This window comes from Ferribacterium limneticum, from assembly GCF_020510565.1.
In the GTDB taxonomy this organism is placed as follows: Bacteria; Pseudomonadota; Gammaproteobacteria; order Burkholderiales; family Rhodocyclaceae; genus Azonexus; species Azonexus limneticus_B.
Genome location: NZ_CP075189.1, coordinates 1,810,415 through 1,826,435, shown reverse-complemented (window position 1 = coordinate 1,826,435; position 16,021 = coordinate 1,810,415). Strand labels below are relative to the sequence as shown.

The window sequence follows — 16,021 nt, the reverse complement described above, 5'->3', positions numbered from 1 at the left end:
TGACGATTACAGGCCGAGCGAACGACGGAAGTCGCGCGTTGCCGCCTTGGCCGCTTCCGCACCGGATGCAACGTCGGGCAGGGTCGAGCAATAGGCCTCGATAGCCTTGTCGGCCAGCGGCTCCCATTTGGCGATCCAGCCCTGGATCAGCTCCAGATTGCCCGGGGTCTCCAGCGCCATCTTGACCATCGCCGAAATCCACCGACGATGGCGCGCCGCATCGAGCAACTGGGCATCGGTCAGCAGGCCGAGCAGGGTGTCGCCGTTGTGGCGGGCGGATTCGCCGAGCTTGCGCAGCACGGCTTCATCGATTGCCGGCTTGGCGACCAGGTTGAGGACGACAATTGCCTCGCCCCAATCCCACACGGTCATCGCCTTTTCCATGAGCTCGCGGAACCCCTGCCAGACCGGATCGGTTTCCCAGTAGGTGCGCTCGTCCACCGCAAAACCCTTGTCGGGGAAGGCGATTGACAGCTCCTTGGTGCGGTAGGCGGTGTGGCTGAGCCAGCGCAGGCTGTCGGCCATCTGGAAATAATGGCAGTTGGTGATGGTGCTGGCTGGCGAGACCTGTCCGACGTAGGCCGACGCCATCTGAATGGTGTGGAACAGGTAGCGGGAGGGCGTATAGAAACGCGCCAGAGTGCCCGCCCAGCGTGGATCGAACGCCTTGTCGTTCTCACGCTGGTTGAACTGGTCGAAGAGGCCGAAAACGTAGGTTTCCTGCCCATCCTGCATCATGTTGTAGGTGCGGTAGACGACTTCTTCCGGGTCGCGGAAGGCGTTCCAGTCCGGGTGCTTGAGGGCGGTACCGAAGGTGTTCTTCTTGTACCACTCGTTCATGAACATGGTAGGCGACAGCTCGTAGGGCGAGTCGGGGCGCTTGTCGTTGTAGTGCAGATTGGCGCTGACGATCTCGTATTCGCTCGGCTTGCGACGGCGGGCGGCGAGATGGCTCCAGGTCTTGAGCGGCTTCAGTACTTGAACTTCCGACATTCTTGTCTCCTTGACTTTTTGGTGTTGGCTGGCCGGTGTTGCGTTTGGCCTGCCCTTACATCTTTTTCGCAAAATAGAAGCGGATCGAGTTGTCACCGCTTTCGATCTGGCCGGCGAAGGAACTCAGATCGACTTCCAGGTCATTCATCTTGAACGGGCGGCCGAGCTCGTCCTCGATGGTGGCGCGGTGCAGCACCATCTCGTGATCGGTGTGGATGCGGATATAGGCGCGCTTGTCGTCGACAAAGACTTCCTTGCCCGGGTTGTCGATTTTGGCCGCCTCGATGACCGCCATGGCCAGGTCACCGGCGCGCATGACCGGCCCGACCAGATTGTTGTGATAGGCCTGCGCGGAACTTGTCGTGCTCATTTTTTTCTCCTCGATTTCTTTCAAGTCCGGCGCACCAATGCTGCTGGCCAGTCCGGAAGGGCAAGCCAGTTCCGGCTGCGCTTGTCCACCGCCCAGCAAGTTCCCCAGCCAATTCAAAATACCCATGCGATTCATCCTTTAATTAGTGAAGGAAGCCCGGTCAGGTATGGGCAAACAAAGGTTCGATGCCTTCCGTCTTGACCAGGACATCGTCCCCTTCCACCTTGACCGGATATTCGGCCAGGGCGCAGTCATCGGGATTGATGCCCTTGCCGTTGCAGGCGTTGAACTGCCAGAGGTGAGCCCGGCAAATGATCTTCTTGCCATCAAAGCTCCCTTCGCTCAGGGAAATATCCTGATGCGGGCACATACCCTGGAAAGCCTTGATGTCGCCCCCTTCGGCACAGACCAGCACGATTTCCTGGCCATTGACCTCGAAGGACTCCATTTCCCCTTCCCAGATGTCGTCGAGCGTGCATACCTTTGTGAAACCCATTCCTGACTCCTGATGATTCCTGTTTCGCGTGGCGACGCCGCAAGCACTCAGTGCTTGGGTGCCTCCCAGATGATTTCGACGGTCTCCGTCGGCTTCAGGCCGGATTCGGAAACCCGCATGGTGCGTGGCAGAAACTCCTCGCTACCCTGACGGCGGACCCGCATGAGGTAACCCGGACGTGCCCGGACACGCCGCCCAACCGAATGCACGGCTGCAGCAGAAGCCACTTCGTCCATGGTGTTTTCACTGTCGACCGCGACCAGTTGCAGCACGAAGTCGCCTTCGAAATTGGATGTAATTGGAAACAACGCCATTTCTTGAATCTCCTTTGTTCTCTGGAAGCGGCGTCCGCAGACGCCGGCTTGCATGGCAGCTACGATCAGCTGGCCTTCTTCTCTGCCCGCAGGGCGCGGTAAACCTCGGCCCAGGCATAGTTGTGGGCGTCGTCGCCGCACTCGCCCGGCGCCAGGTTCATGTAGGCGAGCGCACCGCCGAGGTCCATCGGCTGGATCATGCCGGCCAGGAAACGGTCGACGATGGAGAGGTGACCGGCGTAGCGCTCCGGCTCCTGCTCGAAGCACCAGCGGTCGACTTCGGAGCCGAAGTGATAGAGGCGGCCGTTGTATTCCAGCGGGTAATCCTTGACGTTCCAGCCCTTGCCCGGCGTGCCGAGAATCGGCAACTGACACATGTTGCAGACGTAAGGCAGGGTTTCCGGATAAGCCATGGCCATGTTGCCGTCGACGACGTTGTCGATGATGACGTCCCAGCACTGGCCCCAGGTGTCGTTCCAGCCGGGGTATTTCTCTTCGAGCCAGGCCCGCTCGTCCGGGGTGACACCGGCCGCAGGGTTCCACCATACGGTGGGGCGCCAGAAATAGGAGCCCATGTGCATGCCGTGGTGGGTTTCGCTCAATTCCTTGAGGAAGATGTCCCAGTACCAGGGCAGATCCAGACCCATGTCGGTCAGGGCGCGCTCGAACTGGGCGACGATCCATTCCTCCATGAATTCCTTGAAGGACTGTTTGCGATGCTCAAGCGGGGTGTAGTAGTCCATGATCGGACCGGTCAGCACCGAGAACAGCTTCCAGGCGCCCCAGACGGCGATGTCGACGCGCTTCTGGGCTTCAGCTTTCTGGCCGTTCTCGATCAGAATCTTGAGCGCCGGGCCGCCGATCTGGGCGTGGCGCGACTCGTCGGTCTGGATGCTGGAAATCAGGTTGGCAAAGGTGTGATCGCCAGCTTCGGCGGCATCGGCTGCCAAGCCGAGGAACTGCATGTTGGTGAAGCCGGTCTCGAAGCTGAAGGTCAGCATGATCGAGACGCTGATGGCGTCGCGCGTCATCATGATGTCGTCGAAGAAGTGACGCGCAGCGATCATGCCCCACTCGTTGGTGTCGTAGGCCTTGAAGGCCCAGTCCATCTGGCGGTCTTTCGAGACATGCTCGTGCGGGAAAAAGAGTTGCATCTGGGCATGACGGATTTCATCCAGGCAGCCCAGCGTCGACATGTTGCGCATGCCCGGTGCCTTGGAGAAACGCATCATGCGGGCCTCGGCACTGGCGGCGGCGTATTCGCCGCGGGCGATGGCGCCGTAGTGGGCCTTCATCACCGACTTCCAGCCCGGATCGGCGTTTTCGAAAATGCGGCTGCGTTCCAGCGCTGCCTTGACCGAATAAGCGCCAGCGTCCTTGTCACGCTGGACTTTGACGTATTCCGGATAGGTCTGTTTGTAAGGCTCGTCGTATTTTTCCCAGGCATCCTGGGGCAAGCCGAAATTACCTGACATCAGCGGCGGAAACAGCTCGTCTTCCGTCACATACGTGGGGGTCCAGTTCGTGGTCCTGGCCAGGTCATACCAGTCCATTCTGTTTAGTACAGCCATCAATGTCTCCTTCTTTGTAGCAGGATTGGGGATCCCGCACTTCCCGAATCAAAGCGATCTCTGTCGCCAGGGTCACGCGGCAAATTGAAAAATATCGAGATTCCGCATGTGACTAAAGTTACAAGGGAAGAAAGAGAGCGGCTATTAGACTTTGGTTTAGATGGGGTGCTTTTCAGCGTGCCGAGCGCGATCGATGGACAAGGCGGCACGCCATGACTGGCCTGCTCAGCGAGCGAATTTCGCTCCACAGCCGGCCCGGACAACTTCCACGGTCAACCGGAAAAAACGGCCAAAATTGAAATCTGCGGGAGGCGGTCAGTGCCTGGCTACAACGCCGTCAAAAAAGAACAGGCGCCTCGCGGCGCCTGTTTCTCTCTCTGCTTAGCGTCCGGAGAGGAGGTAGCCGACAACAGGCAAGGCGTCAAATTGTCGACAACGTGACATCGACAACACCACCAATCACCAGAAACTCATCCTCCCCCTGCAGCACCCCGGGCAGCAGGCCGCACTGGAAGAAGATCTTGGTCAGCGGAATATTGACTTCAAGTATGTAGTCGCCGAATTCGCAGGCGCGTTCGCGGCTGCAGGTGAATGAATTGAGGTTGTTGAGCAGGACGACATGCTGCCCGCCCTGCCCCTTGGCCAGTACCTCATGATCGGCCAGGCGATTGACGCCGCGATAGAGCGTGACATGCCGGGCGCCATGATGACGTTGCGCCAGTTCGAACTGGCTGAAGGTGTACAGCAGGTCGAGTTGGGCCTCGAGCGCGCTGGTGCCGTACAGGCCGTGCGAGCGCATTTCCTGGTAGCGCCGATAGCCGTCACCGGCCGGATCGCGCAGCGGCTGGCCGTGGTAGCGCGGCATTAGGCCGAAGCGCGACTCGACCCAACCTTTGAGCACGGCGCCCTCGCGGCTATCGGAATCGAAGCTCCAGCCGCGAATCATCCTGATGTAATTGGCCTTGGCCCGGCTTTTCTTGTGCCCGGTGAATCCCATCTCCTCCGGCCACTCGAGCTGGAAATGGATGGTCAGGTAATCGCGAAAGACATCGGCCCGCGCTTCTGGCGTTGCCGCATTCAGGCGCCGGAACAGATCGCTGTGCAGTTCGGCGACGCCGTCGATCAACAAGGGGCTGGGGTATTGCTGATAGGTCAGGCCGCCGAGGACGACGGCAGGCAGGTTGCAGCGATTGATCGGCAGACGGGCGTTGCGCGGCAGCGTCGCTTTGTCAGTTGCTCCGGCCTGAAGGCCGCCGCTGCCCCGCAATGAGTCAGATAGGAGACTGGCGTCTCCTGAGGGTGGTTTTGTCTCGCTTGGGCTCGACGCATTGTCGTCACCCCTACAAATCGTAGGGATATTGTCGGATGCATCCGACCCGACAATCACCGGCTCATTTTTTGTTTTCATTTAATAATCAATCGATTACGGTCTGCCAGTCGACCTGGCACGCTACGTGCAAAAGGTGAGGTGCGACTCTCAAAGATTCCTTCGCAAATCGACTGACAGACTAAGGAGATTACACCATGGCTAAACTGCGTCAATGCGCCATCTACGGCAAAGGCGGCATCGGCAAGTCCACCACCACTCAGAATCTGGTGGCTGCACTCGCTGAATCCGGCAAGAAAGTAATGATTGTTGGCTGCGATCCGAAAGCCGACTCAACCCGCCTGATCCTGCATAGCAAGGCTCAGACCACTGTTATGCACCTGGCTGCTGAAGCCGGTTCGGTGGAAGATCTGGAACTGGAAGACGTCCTCTCCGTCGGTTTCGGCGGCATCAAGTGCGTTGAATCCGGTGGCCCGGAACCCGGCGTCGGCTGTGCTGGCCGCGGCGTTATCACCGCCATCAACTTCCTTGAAGAAGAAGGCGCTTACGACGAAGACCTCGACTTCGTTTTCTACGACGTGCTGGGCGACGTGGTCTGCGGTGGCTTCGCCATGCCGATTCGCGAAAACAAGGCTCAGGAAATCTACATCGTTTGCTCCGGCGAAATGATGGCCATGTACGCTGCCAACAACATCGCCAAGGGTATCGTGAAGTACGCGAACTCCGGCTCTGTCCGTCTGGCCGGCCTGATCTGCAACAGCCGCAACACCGACCGCGAAGACGAACTGATCATGGCCCTGGCTTCCCGCCTTGGCACCACCATGATCCACTTCGTGCCGCGTGACAACGCTGTTCAGCACGCTGAAATCCGCCGCATGACCATGGTCGAATACGATCCGAAGCACAAGCAATCTGACGAATATCGCCAGCTCGCCAACAAGATCGTCAACAACACCAACTTCGTCATCCCGACTCCGATCGAGATGGAAGAGCTGGAAGAACTGCTGATGGAATTCGGCATCATGGAAGCGGAAGACGAGTCCATCGTCGGTCAGACCGCTGCCGAACTGGCTGCCTAAGCAAGACCCTGCAAGCTCCGGCGGGGGCTTCCCCCCGCCACTTTCAACCAGTACGTCGGCCACAGATTGGTGGCGACGTCAGGAGGAAAACATGACAACTCTGTCTCGCGAAGAAACCGACGCCCTCATTGCCGAGGTGCTTGAGGTTTATCCGGAAAAAGCTCAGAAGGATCGCGCCAAGCATCTCGCGACCAATGACCAAACCATTGAACAATCCAAGAAGTGCATCACTTCCAACCGCAAGTCCCTGCCGGGCGTCATGACCATTCGTGGTTGTGCCTACGCTGGCTCCAAGGGCGTGGTCTGGGGTCCGATCAAGGACATGATCCACATCTCGCACGGCCCTGTCGGCTGCGGTCAGTACTCCCGCGCCGGTCGCCGTAACTACTACGTCGGCACGACCGGCATCGACACCTTCGGCACGATGAACTTCACCTCCGACTTCCAGGAGAAGGACATCGTCTTCGGCGGCGACAAGAAGCTCGCCAAGCTGATCGAAGAAGTCGAACAACTGTTCCCGCTGCACAAGGGTATCTCGGTCCAGTCCGAATGCCCGATCGGCCTGATCGGTGACGACATCGAGTCCGTCTCCAAGAAGGCTGCCGCCGCCATCGACAAGCCGGTTGTCCCGGTTCGTTGCGAAGGCTTCCGCGGTGTTTCGCAGTCCCTCGGCCACCACATCGCCAACGACGCGATCCGTGACTGGGTTCTCGACAAGCGCGACGGCGCTGCCTACGAATCGACCCCCTACGATGTAGCCATCATCGGTGACTACAACATCGGCGGCGATGCCTGGGCAACCCGTATTCTTCTCGAAGAGATGGGCCTGCGTGTCGTGGCTCAGTGGTCCGGCGACGGCACCATTGCCGAAATGATGAACACGCCGAAGGTCAAGCTGAACCTGCTGCACTGCTACCGTTCGATGAACTACATCTCCCGTCACATGGAAGAGAAGTACGGCATTCCTTACCTGGAATACAACTTCTTCGGCCCGACGAAGATCATCGAATCGCTGCGCAAGATCGCTGCCTTCTTCGACGACACCGTCAAGGAAAAGACCGAAGCTGTCATCGCCCGCTACAAGCCGATGATGGACGAGATCATCGCCAAGTACAAACCGCGTCTCGAGGGCAAGAAGGTCATGCTCTACGTCGGCGGCCTGCGTCCGCGTCACGTTATCGGCGCCTACGAAGACCTCGGCATGGAAGTCATCGGCACCGGCTACGAATTCGGCCACAACGACGACTACGACCGCACGATCAAAGAAATGGGTGATGCCACCCTGCTCTACGACGACGTCACCGGTTTCGAGCTGGAAGAGTTCGTCAAGCGCCTGAAGCCCGACATGGTCGGCTCCGGCATCAAGGAAAAGTACATCTTCCAGAAGATGGGCATTCCTCTGCGCCAGATGCACTCCTGGGACTACTCGGGTCCTTACCACGGTTACGACGGTTTCGCGATCTTCGCCCGTGACATGGACATCGCCCTGTCCAACCCGACCTTCAAGAACCTGACGCCCCCGTGGAAGAAGGTTGCTGCTGAAGAAGTCAAGAAGGCTGCCTAAGTTTCAGGAATTGGGAAAAAGTAGCGGCGGCAGGTGATTGCGGACTTCGCGTCCTTCACCTGTCCCGCTGCCGGAAACCCTGATCATCAACCTTTCGCCTGGTATCGCAGATGAGCGGACCGGGCAAGGAGATAGCAATGCAAACCGCAGACAACATCAAGCCCTGTTACCCGCTGTTCCGCGACGACGACTACAAGAAGAACCTCGCTGAAAAGCGCGAACTCTTCGAAGAAGGCCATGGCCCGGAAAAGGTCTGGGAAACCTTCGTCTGGTCGACCACCAAGGAATACCAGGACCTCAACTTCAAGCGCGAAGCCCTGACCGTTGATCCGGCCAAGGCCTGCCAGCCGCTCGGCGCCGTCCTCTGCGCCTCCGGCTTCCACAAGACCCTGCCCTACGTGCATGGTTCGCAAGGTTGTGTCGCCTACTTCCGCACCTACTTCAACCGTCACTTCAAGGAACCGTGTTCCTGCGTGTCCGACTCGATGACCGAAGATGCAGCCGTGTTCGGTGGTCAGAAGAACATGATCGACGGTCTGGAAAACGCCAAGGCCATCTACAAGCCGGACATGATCGCTGTTTCCACCACCTGTATGGCGGAAGTTATCGGTGACGACTTGAATGCCTTCATCAACAACACCAAGAAGGCCGGCAACATTCCCCAGGAATACCCGGTTCCTTACGCCCATACCCCGTCCTTCGTCGGTTCGCACACGACCGGCTGGGACAACATGGAAGAAGGCATCCTCCGCTACTTCACGCTGAACTACATGGACGGCAAGAAGATCGGTTCGAACGGCAAGATCAACATCGTTCCGGGCTTCGAGACCTACCTCGGCAACTACCGCGTCATCAAGCGCATGCTGACCGAAATGGGCGTCGATTACACGATGCTGTCCGATCCTTCCGAAGTCTTCGACACCCCGGCTGACGGCGAATTCCGCATGTACTCGGGCGGCACGACGATGGACGAAGTCAAGGATGCACCGAACGGCATCACCACCGTCCTGCTGCAACCGGCCCAACTGGAAAAGACGAAGAAATTCGTCGAGAACACCTGGAACCACGACATTCCGAAGCTCAACATCCCGATGGGTGTCGAGTGGACCGACGAGTTCCTGATGAAGATCTCCGAAGTCACCGGCAAGCCGATCCCGGCCTCTCTGGAACTGGAACGTGGCCGCTGTATGGACCTGGTTTCCGACAGCCACGCCTGGTTGCACGGCAAGAAGTTCGCCATCTACGGTGACCCGGACTTCGTCATGGGCGTCGTCAAGATGCTGCTCGAAGTGGGCGCAGAACCGACCCACATCCTGGCTCACAACGGCAACAAGCGTTGGGCCAAGAGCATCGAGAAGCTCCTCGCCTCCAGCCCGTTCGGCGTCAATGGCAAGGTGTATGCCGGCAACGACCTGTGGCACATGCGCAGCCTGTGCTTCACGGACAAGCCGGACTTCCTGATCGGCAACTCCTACGGCAAGTACATCCAGCGCGACACCCGCCACCTCGGTGAAGAGTTCGAAGTACCGTTGATCCGCCTCGGCTTCCCGATCTTCGACCGTCACCACATGCACCGCGCCACGACCATGGGCTACGAAGGCATGATGTCTGTAGTTACCCAGCTGACCAACGCTGTCCTTGAGCAACTCGACAAGGAAACGATCGGCATGGGCACCACCGACTACAACTTCGACCTGGTTCGCTAATCGGTCTTCGCAATGCCCCGCTACCGGCAACGGTAGTGGGGCATACGCGCGAACCTTGGCGACAACATCATTAGGGAGCCGAAATGGCCAACATCATGATCCAGCAAGGCAGCAGCGGTGGGCTGGTGTTCTACCTTCCGAAGCGCGACCTGGAAGCGTCCATCGAATCCATCGAATTCGACACCGCCGAAAAATGGGGTGGCGAGCTCAAACTGGACAACGGTGGAACGTACTACATCGACCCGATCGCCAAACCGGCTCGCTTACCGATTTCGCTGAGAGCAAAGCGCCTCGGCGCTGCCGAAGACTAAGCCCGTTGAAACCTGCCCGCCCAGCCAGCAGATTAGCCAGCTAAAGCGGATTTTAAGGAGAGCATCATGGCAATGAAAATCGATCCCGACATGTGCACCGCCTGCGGCGATTGCAAACCTGTCTGCCCGACCAAGGCCATCAGTTCCGGCAAGATCTTCTTCAAGATCGATGCCGCCACCTGTACGGAATGCGACGGCCACAACGATTCACCGTTGTGCGTCGACGTTTGCCCGTCGGGTTGCATCAGCCCGGCCTGAGACTAAGAGTCTTGAGCCGAACGCCGGCGCAGCGAAACCTGCACCGGTGTTCCACTGAAGACCCTCTGTGGAGCACACCATGTCGAATACGCCAATTGCCTCTCGTGAAGCTGCTCTGCGCATTGCGCTGGCGGCTCGCGCCCTGAACGGTCTCGATGTTCGTGCCCTGGTCGGCGCGCTGATCGAGAAACTGGAAGCCCCGCTCACCGAAAGCAAGCTCGGCACGCTGACTGTCGAAGACCTGCGCGTCATCCTGGCCGGCGATTTCGCCGAACAAGGCTGCCACGTCGGCGTCGAAGGCGAGGCGCTCAAGGAGGCCGTCCGCCTGCTCTGGGGCCAGGGTGTCGAGAATAAGGATTTCCCGGCGGTCGACGCCTATACCGATGGCGACATGCCCGGCTCGCTGCGCGTCGCCATCGCGGCCAATCGCGGCGAAACGCTCGACGGCCATTTCGGCTCCTGCGAACGCTTCCTGGTTTATCAGATCAGCCAGGACGCCATCCGACTGATCGACATCCGCACGACGGTTGAAGCCGATACGGCCGAAGACAAGAATGCCGCCCGCTCGGCGCTGATCAACGACTGCCAGATCGTCTACGTGCAATCAATCGGCGGCCCGGCTGCAGCCAAGGTCGTGCGTGCCGGCGTCCATCCGGTCAAGAAGCCGGAAGGCGGCAAGGCCCGCGAAGTGCTGGTTGAGCTGCAGGCTCGCCTGGCCAGCCCGCCGCCCTGGCTGGCCCAGATCATGGGTGTGCCCTCCGCTTCGCTGGCGCGCTTCGAGGAAGATATGGAAGAAGAGGAATCGGCATGATCACCCCGACCACCCTCGCCCGGGTCGGCGAAGCCGCCTTGCTCGACGGCAGCGCCGCTGCGTTGCGCCAGCGCTTTCCCGAGCTGCACTTCACCGAATGCAGCGAAGACGACGTCTCGCCGCGTTATCGCCCGGCTTTCAGCATCGAAGGCTACGAACTTTTCTACATCTCCGGTGCCACCGGCCATTGCCTGGAAATCACCAACAACGCGGAAGCCGCTACCGGCATCCTGATTGCGTCCAAGGTCGATGACGAGTGAAAAGACCGCCGCCGATGCCGGCATCGGAAAACTGGGCCTGTGCTCAGGCTGCCGTTTCTTTCCGGAATACCTGAACGGCCGCCGCTGCACGCCCGGTGATGCCTGCATCCGCGCCCACAGCGGCCGGCAGATCGACCGCTTCCTGCGTAAAAATCCGGAACTGGCGCACGAGTACCTCAATGATATTTTCTGGGAGCGGCGGGCGATTGCCACCCGCTATGCCACGGTCGACCAGATTTTTTGCCTGAAATCAGACCCCGACGAAGTGGTCCGTCGCGTCGTCGCCATGCGTTTGCCGGCGGAACAGTTGATCGACATGGTCGGCGACCATGACCGCGAAGTCCGCCTTTCGGTCGCCGCCCGCCTGCCCGATACCCTGCTCATCCGCCTGATCAACGACCCAGACTACCTGATCCGGGCGACCGTCGCCCGCCGCCTGCCGCACGGCCAACTGGCCAAGCTGACCAAGGATCCGGAACGCGAAGTGCGCAAGGTCGTCGCCTCCCGCCTGCCCCCCTTCGCCCTGCACCTGCTGGCCGAAGACGACGAACCGGAAGTACGCGCCATCGTCGCCGAACGCGCCCTGCCCGGCCTGGCTGCTGCGATGCTGCAGGACGGCGAATGGTGGGTTCGTCTGGCGGCCGTCGGCAACGCCCCCATCGAATTTCTGCGGCCACTGACCACCGATCCGGAAGTTGAAGTCCGCGAAGCGGCGCAAGCTCGGCTGGCCGAGTCGGAAAACGCCTGAACCATAGGGAAAATCATGAAACAAAACCAGGGCTGGACTGAATACTGCAAATCACTGTCGCCGGCTATTGTCGAAACCTGCGCCAAGACCCCGGTCAGTGCCGGGCCGGCTGCGCTGGTCAAAGCCCTGAGCAACGCCCTGCCCGAATGGAAATTCCGCCACGCGCTGGGCCGTGGCGGCTGGTATCGCCTTGGCGGCATTGTCGATGGGGCTGGCCAACGGGTCAGCGACAGCCTTGAAAGCTGGGTCGAAACCGCCATTGACGAGCGCGACGGCGACATCACTAGACTGATCGACGACTTTGCCGGACAGCAACTCTACGCCACCCGCCTGGTCGGCCAGACCCACTACCTCGTCGCCTCGGCCGGCGAAGGCAGCGACGATTTCCTGCAACTGGAAATCGAAGACCTGCAGGAAATGCGCGTCCATCAGCTTTTCGTCAACGAACCGACGACACTCGAAGAACTGGTCGATCCACGTGGCGGCAACGATGCCCCGATCCCGGTCGGCCTGCCCTTCTACGCTTTCCGACGCATCCAGCACGTCGGCAATTTCCTCAAGCGCATGCTGGCGCAAAAGCCGGAACCGGCCTCGATTCACCGCCTGGTGGACGACTGGAGCAAAAGCAGCGCCTGCAGCGCCACGACCTTTTACAATCACTGGGTCATCGCCACCCGCGAACACCTCGACCGCTACCACCAGCCGGTCTTCCGCGCCCAGCCGATTGCCACATTGGCCGGTGAGCCACCTGAGTTCGAAGCCAGCGCCGGCACCAGCGGCCTGAGCCTGCAGGAAGCCCTGACCCGCTTCGACCGTGAAATCGGCTACCCGCTCGCCTGGTATTTCCACATGCTGACCACCAAGGCGGTTCCCCACTGGGTCGCCCAGACCGTCGTCGAGGATGCGCTAGCCGGCTTCGCCTACCTGCCGCAACGCGACGTCGATGTGGTGCGCGGCTGGCTGCACCGGCCGTATTCGATCTGAGGTTGGCGTTTCGCTTGCCAGTTCGGCAGCTGACTTGAGCCTTTAAAAGCTCAAGCCACTTCGGCCCGATTGCGTCCAGCGTCCTTGGCCTTGTAGAGCAGGTCGTCGGCCAGCCGGAAAAGGGTCTTGATCTGGCCCATGGCGTGTGGGAAGCAGGCCGCGCCGACAGAAATGGTCACCACCCCGTAGTCCCCGTTCTTTTCGTGGGGAACGCCCAGGCCATGGACGGCCTCGACGAGGCTGGCCGCCACTCCGGCGTGCACGCCGGGTGAGGCGTTGGGGATGATCACGGCGAATTCCTCACCACCATAGCGGGCAACGAAAGCGCCCGGAGCGGTACGGTCGTCGTTGATCAGCTGGATCTGCTCACCGAGACAGGTGGCAACAGCGCGCAGGCAATCGTCGCCGGCCTGGTGACCGTAGTGATCGTTGTATTTCTTGAAATTGTCGATATCGATCATCAACAGGCTGAACGGCTTGGCAGCTTGCCGTGCCAGTTCCCAGGCGATGTCGATCTGCATGTCCATGGCGCGGCGATTGAGCAAGCCGGTCAGGCCATCGCGATTGGCCTGATCCTGCAGCTTGTAGTTGGCCTGGCACAGGCGCGCGCGCATCGCGGCAATCCGGGACATGGCCTTCATCTTGGCCTGCAGGACATTTTCCGGCACGGTCTTCGACATGAAGTCATCGCCACCAGCTTCGATGGCCGTCACCAGATTGGTTTCGGTATCGGTTGCGGTGACGAAGATGATCGGCGTCCACGCCCATGGCTCGAGGCCTTCCTGGGCGCGAATCCGGGTGGTGACCTCGAAACCGTTCATGCCCGGCATTTCGATATCCATGAGGATCAGATCGAAATCTTCGGCCTGGAAAAATTCGAGCGCAATCTCGCCGTTGATGGCGTGCTTGACCTCATAACCAAAGGATTCAAGCCGGGCCCGCATAACCATGGCGATGGCCCGCGAATCGTCCACCAACAGAATTTTCATTCGAAACTCAACAATTCAAAAACAATTCGCGGAGTTTACATCCTATTCCGTAAGTCATAGCACTCCTGCCTTCGTTCACGTCAGTATTGGCTCGCATTTCGGCGTCAGAAAATAGACCTTGTGCTCAACCCTGATCGTCTGGCTGATCGCCGGATCAGGGTCGGGCTCGAAGAAGCTTTCGACATGGCTCAGTTCGATATCGAAGGCGCTGGTGTACAAGCTGGCGATTTCGTCGGCCACGGCGAACGGCTGCCCTTGCGTTTCGCCCTCGTCCGGCTCCTCGGTAGTCAGCAGCAGCATGCGGCAACCGGCGGGCAGAATGCGCCGGAGCTGCGCGATGTAGGCGCCGCGAATGTCATCGGGCAAGGCCGTCAGCGAAGCGCGGTCGAAAACGACAGAAATATCACCCAGATCGGCGGCCGTCAATTTGAAGAAATCGCCGCACAGAATCCCGATGCGCCCGTGTTCCCAGAGGGTGAACTTGCCGACTTTCCGGCGCGTCGGCTGCAACTTGTTTTCGCGAAAGAAGGCGCGCACGGCGAGCGGGCTGAGTTCGACGCCGATCACCTTGTGGCCTTGCTTGGCGAGCCAGAGCAGATCGAGGCTTTTGCCGCAAAGTGGGACAAAGACCCGGTCTTCCACGGTCAACCGGAAATTTGGCCAAAATTTGACAAGAAGTGGATTCACTGCCAGCTGGTGAAAGGCGATCTCATCGTCACGCCAGGATTGTTGCCAAAGTTCGTTGTCACGCCCGGTCATGGTGGATTCTTCCCATCAAATGCAGCGTTGTTGAATCAGGAAAATGTTCTGATCGAAAGACACAACGCTTCACAGGTGGTCTGCTTCGTCATTGGCGAAACAGACCACGAAAAGAGCCATGCAGGCCGAAAAGGCACTCGCGCGGTTGGGACAATTTACTTGCCCGGTGACAACTAGCCTATCACCGAAATTGCCCGCGCAACGCGACGAAACAATTTGTCGGATTCGCGACAACAACCCAACATCATCAGTTCCTCATAAAAATTTTTCTGTATTTTCAACAACTTGAAAATTGGCACCATCCTTGCTGAAAAGAAGCCGAGGAGATTGCCATGACCCACCCAGCTTTCGTCACCATCAACGACACCACCCTGCGCGACGGCGAACAGTCGGCTGGCGTGGCGTTCTCGCTGGCCGAAAAACTGGACATCGCCCGCCAGCTCGCCGCCATCGGCGTACCCGAACTGGAAGTCGGCATCCCGGCCATGGGCGACGAGGAGCGCGACTCCATCCGCGCCGTCGCCGACCTCAAGCTGGCCCCGCGTTTGATGGTGTGGAGCCGCATGCATCCGGCCGACATCGCCGCCTGCGCCGGACTCGGCGCCCACCTCATCGACATTTCGGTGCCTGCCTCCGACCAGCACCTGTCCTACAAACTCAAGCAGGACCGCGCCTGGCTGCTGCGCGAACTGCCCAAATTCATCGGCGCCGCACTGTCACTCGGCCTCGAAGTCGGCCTCGGCTGTGAAGATGCTTCGCGCGCCGACATGAATTTCCTCTGCGCCCTGGCCGAAACCGCCGAGCGCGCCGGCGCCCGCCGCCTGCGCTTCGCCGACACCCTGGGCATCCTTGAGCCCTTTGGCACCTTCGACCGCATTTCGACCTTGCGCCGCAACACCGGCCTCGAAATCGAGATGCACGCCCACGACGACATGGGCCTGGCCACCGCCAACACGCTCGCCGCCTGCAAGGCCGGTGCCACACACGTCAACACGACGGTCAACGGCCTCGGCGAACGCGCCGGCAACGCCCCGCTCGAAGAAGTCGTGCTCGGCCTGACCAAGCTCTACGGCATGGAAACTGGCGTCAGCCTCAAAGGCTTTCCCGCCCTCTCCAGCCAGGTTGCCAGCGCCTCGGGGCGCGCCGTGCCGTGGCAGAAAAGCATCGTCGGCGCCGGCGCCTTCACGCACGAAGCCGGCATCCACGTCGACGGCCTACTCAAGCACCCGGACAACTACCAAGGCTACGACCCGCAGGAAGTCGGCCAGTCGCACCGCATCGTGCTCGGCAAGCATTCCGGCTCGCGCGCCGTGCAGGTGGTCTATGCCGGCCTCGGCTTTGAACTCGGCGAGAGCGAAGCGCAGGCCATGCTGCCGCGTGTCCGCAACTTCGTCGCCGAACACAAACATCCGCCCGAAGTGTCCGATCTGCGCGACCTTCTGGCTTCCGCCCGGAGCCACCTCCATGTCTGAAGCGATGAC

Annotated in this window: 19 protein-coding genes; 11 read left to right on the top strand and 8 right to left on the bottom strand. The window is 60.0% G+C overall.

Features of this window, described 5'->3' with window-relative positions; genetic code table 11:
* Positions 1-6: 6 nt before the first annotated feature.
* From KI610_RS08790 to KI610_RS08765, 6 genes are all read right to left on the bottom strand, one after another.
* Positions 7-993 carry an aromatic/alkene monooxygenase hydroxylase subunit beta gene (locus KI610_RS08790; protein ID WP_226498266.1) on the bottom strand — a complete coding sequence of 329 codons (987 nt, stop codon included), beginning with the start codon at positions 991-993 and terminating at the stop codon, positions 7-9.
* A 55-nt stretch (positions 994-1,048) separates the two neighbouring features.
* Positions 1,049-1,489, bottom strand: a complete 441-nt coding sequence (locus KI610_RS08785) for an MmoB/DmpM family protein (protein ID WP_226498265.1) — start codon at positions 1,487-1,489, stop codon at positions 1,049-1,051.
* A 34-nt stretch (positions 1,490-1,523) separates the two neighbouring features.
* A complete protein-coding gene (locus KI610_RS08780) occupies positions 1,524-1,859 on the bottom strand; it encodes a Rieske 2Fe-2S domain-containing protein (protein WP_226498264.1) in 336 nt (111 codons plus the stop codon).
* A gap of 47 nt (positions 1,860-1,906) precedes the next feature.
* Positions 1,907-2,173 (bottom strand): toluene-4-monooxygenase system B family protein, encoded by a 267-nt coding sequence (locus KI610_RS08775; protein WP_226498263.1) that lies wholly within the window; start codon positions 2,171-2,173, stop codon positions 1,907-1,909.
* 65 nt (positions 2,174-2,238) lie between these two features.
* A complete protein-coding gene (locus KI610_RS08770) occupies positions 2,239-3,744 on the bottom strand; it encodes an aromatic/alkene/methane monooxygenase hydroxylase/oxygenase subunit alpha (protein ID WP_226498262.1) in 1,506 nt (501 codons plus the stop codon).
* 421 nt (positions 3,745-4,165) lie between these two features.
* Positions 4,166-5,011, bottom strand: a complete 846-nt coding sequence (locus tag KI610_RS08765; protein ID WP_226498261.1) for an NAD(+)--dinitrogen-reductase ADP-D-ribosyltransferase — start codon at positions 5,009-5,011, stop codon at positions 4,166-4,168.
* A 257-nt stretch (positions 5,012-5,268) separates the two neighbouring features.
* On the opposite strand from KI610_RS08765, the gene nifH reads away from it, so the two are divergent.
* From nifH to KI610_RS08720, 9 genes are all read left to right on the top strand, one after another.
* Positions 5,269-6,150: a nitrogenase iron protein gene (nifH, locus tag KI610_RS08760; protein WP_226498260.1), complete on the top strand. Its 882-nt coding sequence runs from the start codon at positions 5,269-5,271 to the stop codon at positions 6,148-6,150.
* A gap of 91 nt (positions 6,151-6,241) precedes the next feature.
* On the top strand, positions 6,242-7,714 hold the full coding sequence (gene nifD, locus KI610_RS08755) for a nitrogenase molybdenum-iron protein alpha chain (protein WP_226498259.1): 1,473 nt from the start codon (positions 6,242-6,244) through the stop codon (positions 7,712-7,714).
* A gap of 137 nt (positions 7,715-7,851) precedes the next feature.
* Positions 7,852-9,420 (top strand): nitrogenase molybdenum-iron protein subunit beta, encoded by a 1,569-nt coding sequence (gene nifK, locus KI610_RS08750; RefSeq protein WP_226498258.1) that lies wholly within the window; start codon positions 7,852-7,854, stop codon positions 9,418-9,420.
* A gap of 83 nt (positions 9,421-9,503) precedes the next feature.
* Positions 9,504-9,731 carry a putative nitrogen fixation protein NifT gene (gene nifT / locus KI610_RS08745; protein ID WP_226498257.1) on the top strand — a complete coding sequence of 76 codons (228 nt, stop codon included), beginning with the start codon at positions 9,504-9,506 and terminating at the stop codon, positions 9,729-9,731.
* A 66-nt stretch (positions 9,732-9,797) separates the two neighbouring features.
* Complete coding sequence (locus KI610_RS08740) at positions 9,798-9,989, top strand: 4Fe-4S binding protein (protein WP_226498256.1); 192 nt, start codon at positions 9,798-9,800, stop codon at positions 9,987-9,989.
* Positions 9,990-10,068: 79 nt separating this feature from the next.
* Complete coding sequence (locus tag KI610_RS08735; RefSeq protein WP_226498255.1) at positions 10,069-10,800, top strand: dinitrogenase iron-molybdenum cofactor biosynthesis protein; 732 nt, start codon at positions 10,069-10,071, stop codon at positions 10,798-10,800.
* Complete coding sequence (locus KI610_RS08730) at positions 10,797-11,060, top strand: DUF6129 family protein (RefSeq protein WP_226498254.1); 264 nt, start codon at positions 10,797-10,799, stop codon at positions 11,058-11,060. The genes KI610_RS08735 and KI610_RS08730 overlap by 4 nt, the downstream gene beginning before the upstream one ends.
* The gene (locus tag KI610_RS08725; RefSeq protein ID WP_226498253.1) at positions 11,050-11,808 is read left to right on the top strand and encodes a 4Fe4S-binding leucine-rich repeat protein; all 759 of its coding nucleotides are present in this window, start codon (positions 11,050-11,052) and stop codon (positions 11,806-11,808) included. Before KI610_RS08730 ends, KI610_RS08725 begins: the two co-directional genes overlap by 11 nt.
* 15 nt (positions 11,809-11,823) lie before the next feature.
* Positions 11,824-12,792 carry a hypothetical protein gene (locus KI610_RS08720; RefSeq protein ID WP_226498252.1) on the top strand — a complete coding sequence of 323 codons (969 nt, stop codon included), beginning with the start codon at positions 11,824-11,826 and terminating at the stop codon, positions 12,790-12,792.
* A gap of 50 nt (positions 12,793-12,842) precedes the next feature.
* Here KI610_RS08720 and KI610_RS08715 read toward each other — a convergent pair whose 3' ends face one another.
* Positions 12,843-13,781, bottom strand: a complete 939-nt coding sequence (locus KI610_RS08715) for a GGDEF domain-containing response regulator (RefSeq protein ID WP_226498251.1) — start codon at positions 13,779-13,781, stop codon at positions 12,843-12,845.
* A 75-nt stretch (positions 13,782-13,856) separates the two neighbouring features.
* Entirely contained in the window at positions 13,857-14,468 is a 612-nt protein-coding gene (locus KI610_RS08710; protein WP_226498250.1) for a thiopurine S-methyltransferase, read from the bottom strand.
* Between KI610_RS08710 and KI610_RS08705 the strand changes: the two genes are divergently transcribed.
* Positions 14,352-14,717: a hypothetical protein gene (locus KI610_RS08705; RefSeq protein WP_226498594.1), complete on the top strand. Its 366-nt coding sequence runs from the start codon at positions 14,352-14,354 to the stop codon at positions 14,715-14,717. The two genes, KI610_RS08710 and KI610_RS08705, sit on opposite strands and share 117 nt — an antisense overlap.
* Before the next feature lie 155 nt (positions 14,718-14,872).
* Positions 14,873-16,012, top strand: a complete 1,140-nt coding sequence (gene nifV / locus KI610_RS08700; RefSeq protein WP_226498249.1) for a homocitrate synthase — start codon at positions 14,873-14,875, stop codon at positions 16,010-16,012.
* The last annotated feature ends 9 nt before the right edge of the window (positions 16,013-16,021 follow it).

Excerpts from the sequence above, each read along its gene's own strand:
- KI610_RS08790 (WP_226498266.1), bottom strand. The coding sequence starts at position 993 with ATGTCGGAAGTTCAAGTACTGAAGCCGCTCAAGACCTGGAGCCATCTC.
- KI610_RS08785 (WP_226498265.1), bottom strand. The coding sequence starts at position 1,489 with ATGGGTATTTTGAATTGGCTGGGGAACTTGCTGGGCGGTGGACAAGCG.
- KI610_RS08780 (WP_226498264.1), bottom strand. The coding sequence starts at position 1,859 with ATGGGTTTCACAAAGGTATGCACGCTCGACGACATCTGGGAAGGGGAA.
- KI610_RS08775 (WP_226498263.1), bottom strand. The coding sequence starts at position 2,173 with ATGGCGTTGTTTCCAATTACATCCAATTTCGAAGGCGACTTCGTGCTG.
- KI610_RS08770 (WP_226498262.1), bottom strand. The coding sequence starts at position 3,744 with ATGGCTGTACTAAACAGAATGGACTGGTATGACCTGGCCAGGACCACG.
- nifH (WP_226498260.1), top strand. The coding sequence starts at position 5,269 with ATGGCTAAACTGCGTCAATGCGCCATCTACGGCAAAGGCGGCATCGGC.
- nifD (WP_226498259.1), top strand. The coding sequence starts at position 6,242 with ATGACAACTCTGTCTCGCGAAGAAACCGACGCCCTCATTGCCGAGGTG.
- nifK (WP_226498258.1), top strand. The coding sequence starts at position 7,852 with ATGCAAACCGCAGACAACATCAAGCCCTGTTACCCGCTGTTCCGCGAC.
- nifT (WP_226498257.1), top strand. The coding sequence starts at position 9,504 with ATGGCCAACATCATGATCCAGCAAGGCAGCAGCGGTGGGCTGGTGTTC.
- KI610_RS08740 (WP_226498256.1), top strand. The coding sequence starts at position 9,798 with ATGGCAATGAAAATCGATCCCGACATGTGCACCGCCTGCGGCGATTGC.
- KI610_RS08735 (WP_226498255.1), top strand. The coding sequence starts at position 10,069 with ATGTCGAATACGCCAATTGCCTCTCGTGAAGCTGCTCTGCGCATTGCG.
- KI610_RS08730 (WP_226498254.1), top strand. The coding sequence starts at position 10,797 with ATGATCACCCCGACCACCCTCGCCCGGGTCGGCGAAGCCGCCTTGCTC.
- KI610_RS08725 (WP_226498253.1), top strand. The coding sequence starts at position 11,050 with ATGACGAGTGAAAAGACCGCCGCCGATGCCGGCATCGGAAAACTGGGC.
- KI610_RS08720 (WP_226498252.1), top strand. The coding sequence starts at position 11,824 with ATGAAACAAAACCAGGGCTGGACTGAATACTGCAAATCACTGTCGCCG.
- KI610_RS08715 (WP_226498251.1), bottom strand. The coding sequence starts at position 13,781 with ATGAAAATTCTGTTGGTGGACGATTCGCGGGCCATCGCCATGGTTATG.
- nifV (WP_226498249.1), top strand. The coding sequence starts at position 14,873 with ATGACCCACCCAGCTTTCGTCACCATCAACGACACCACCCTGCGCGAC.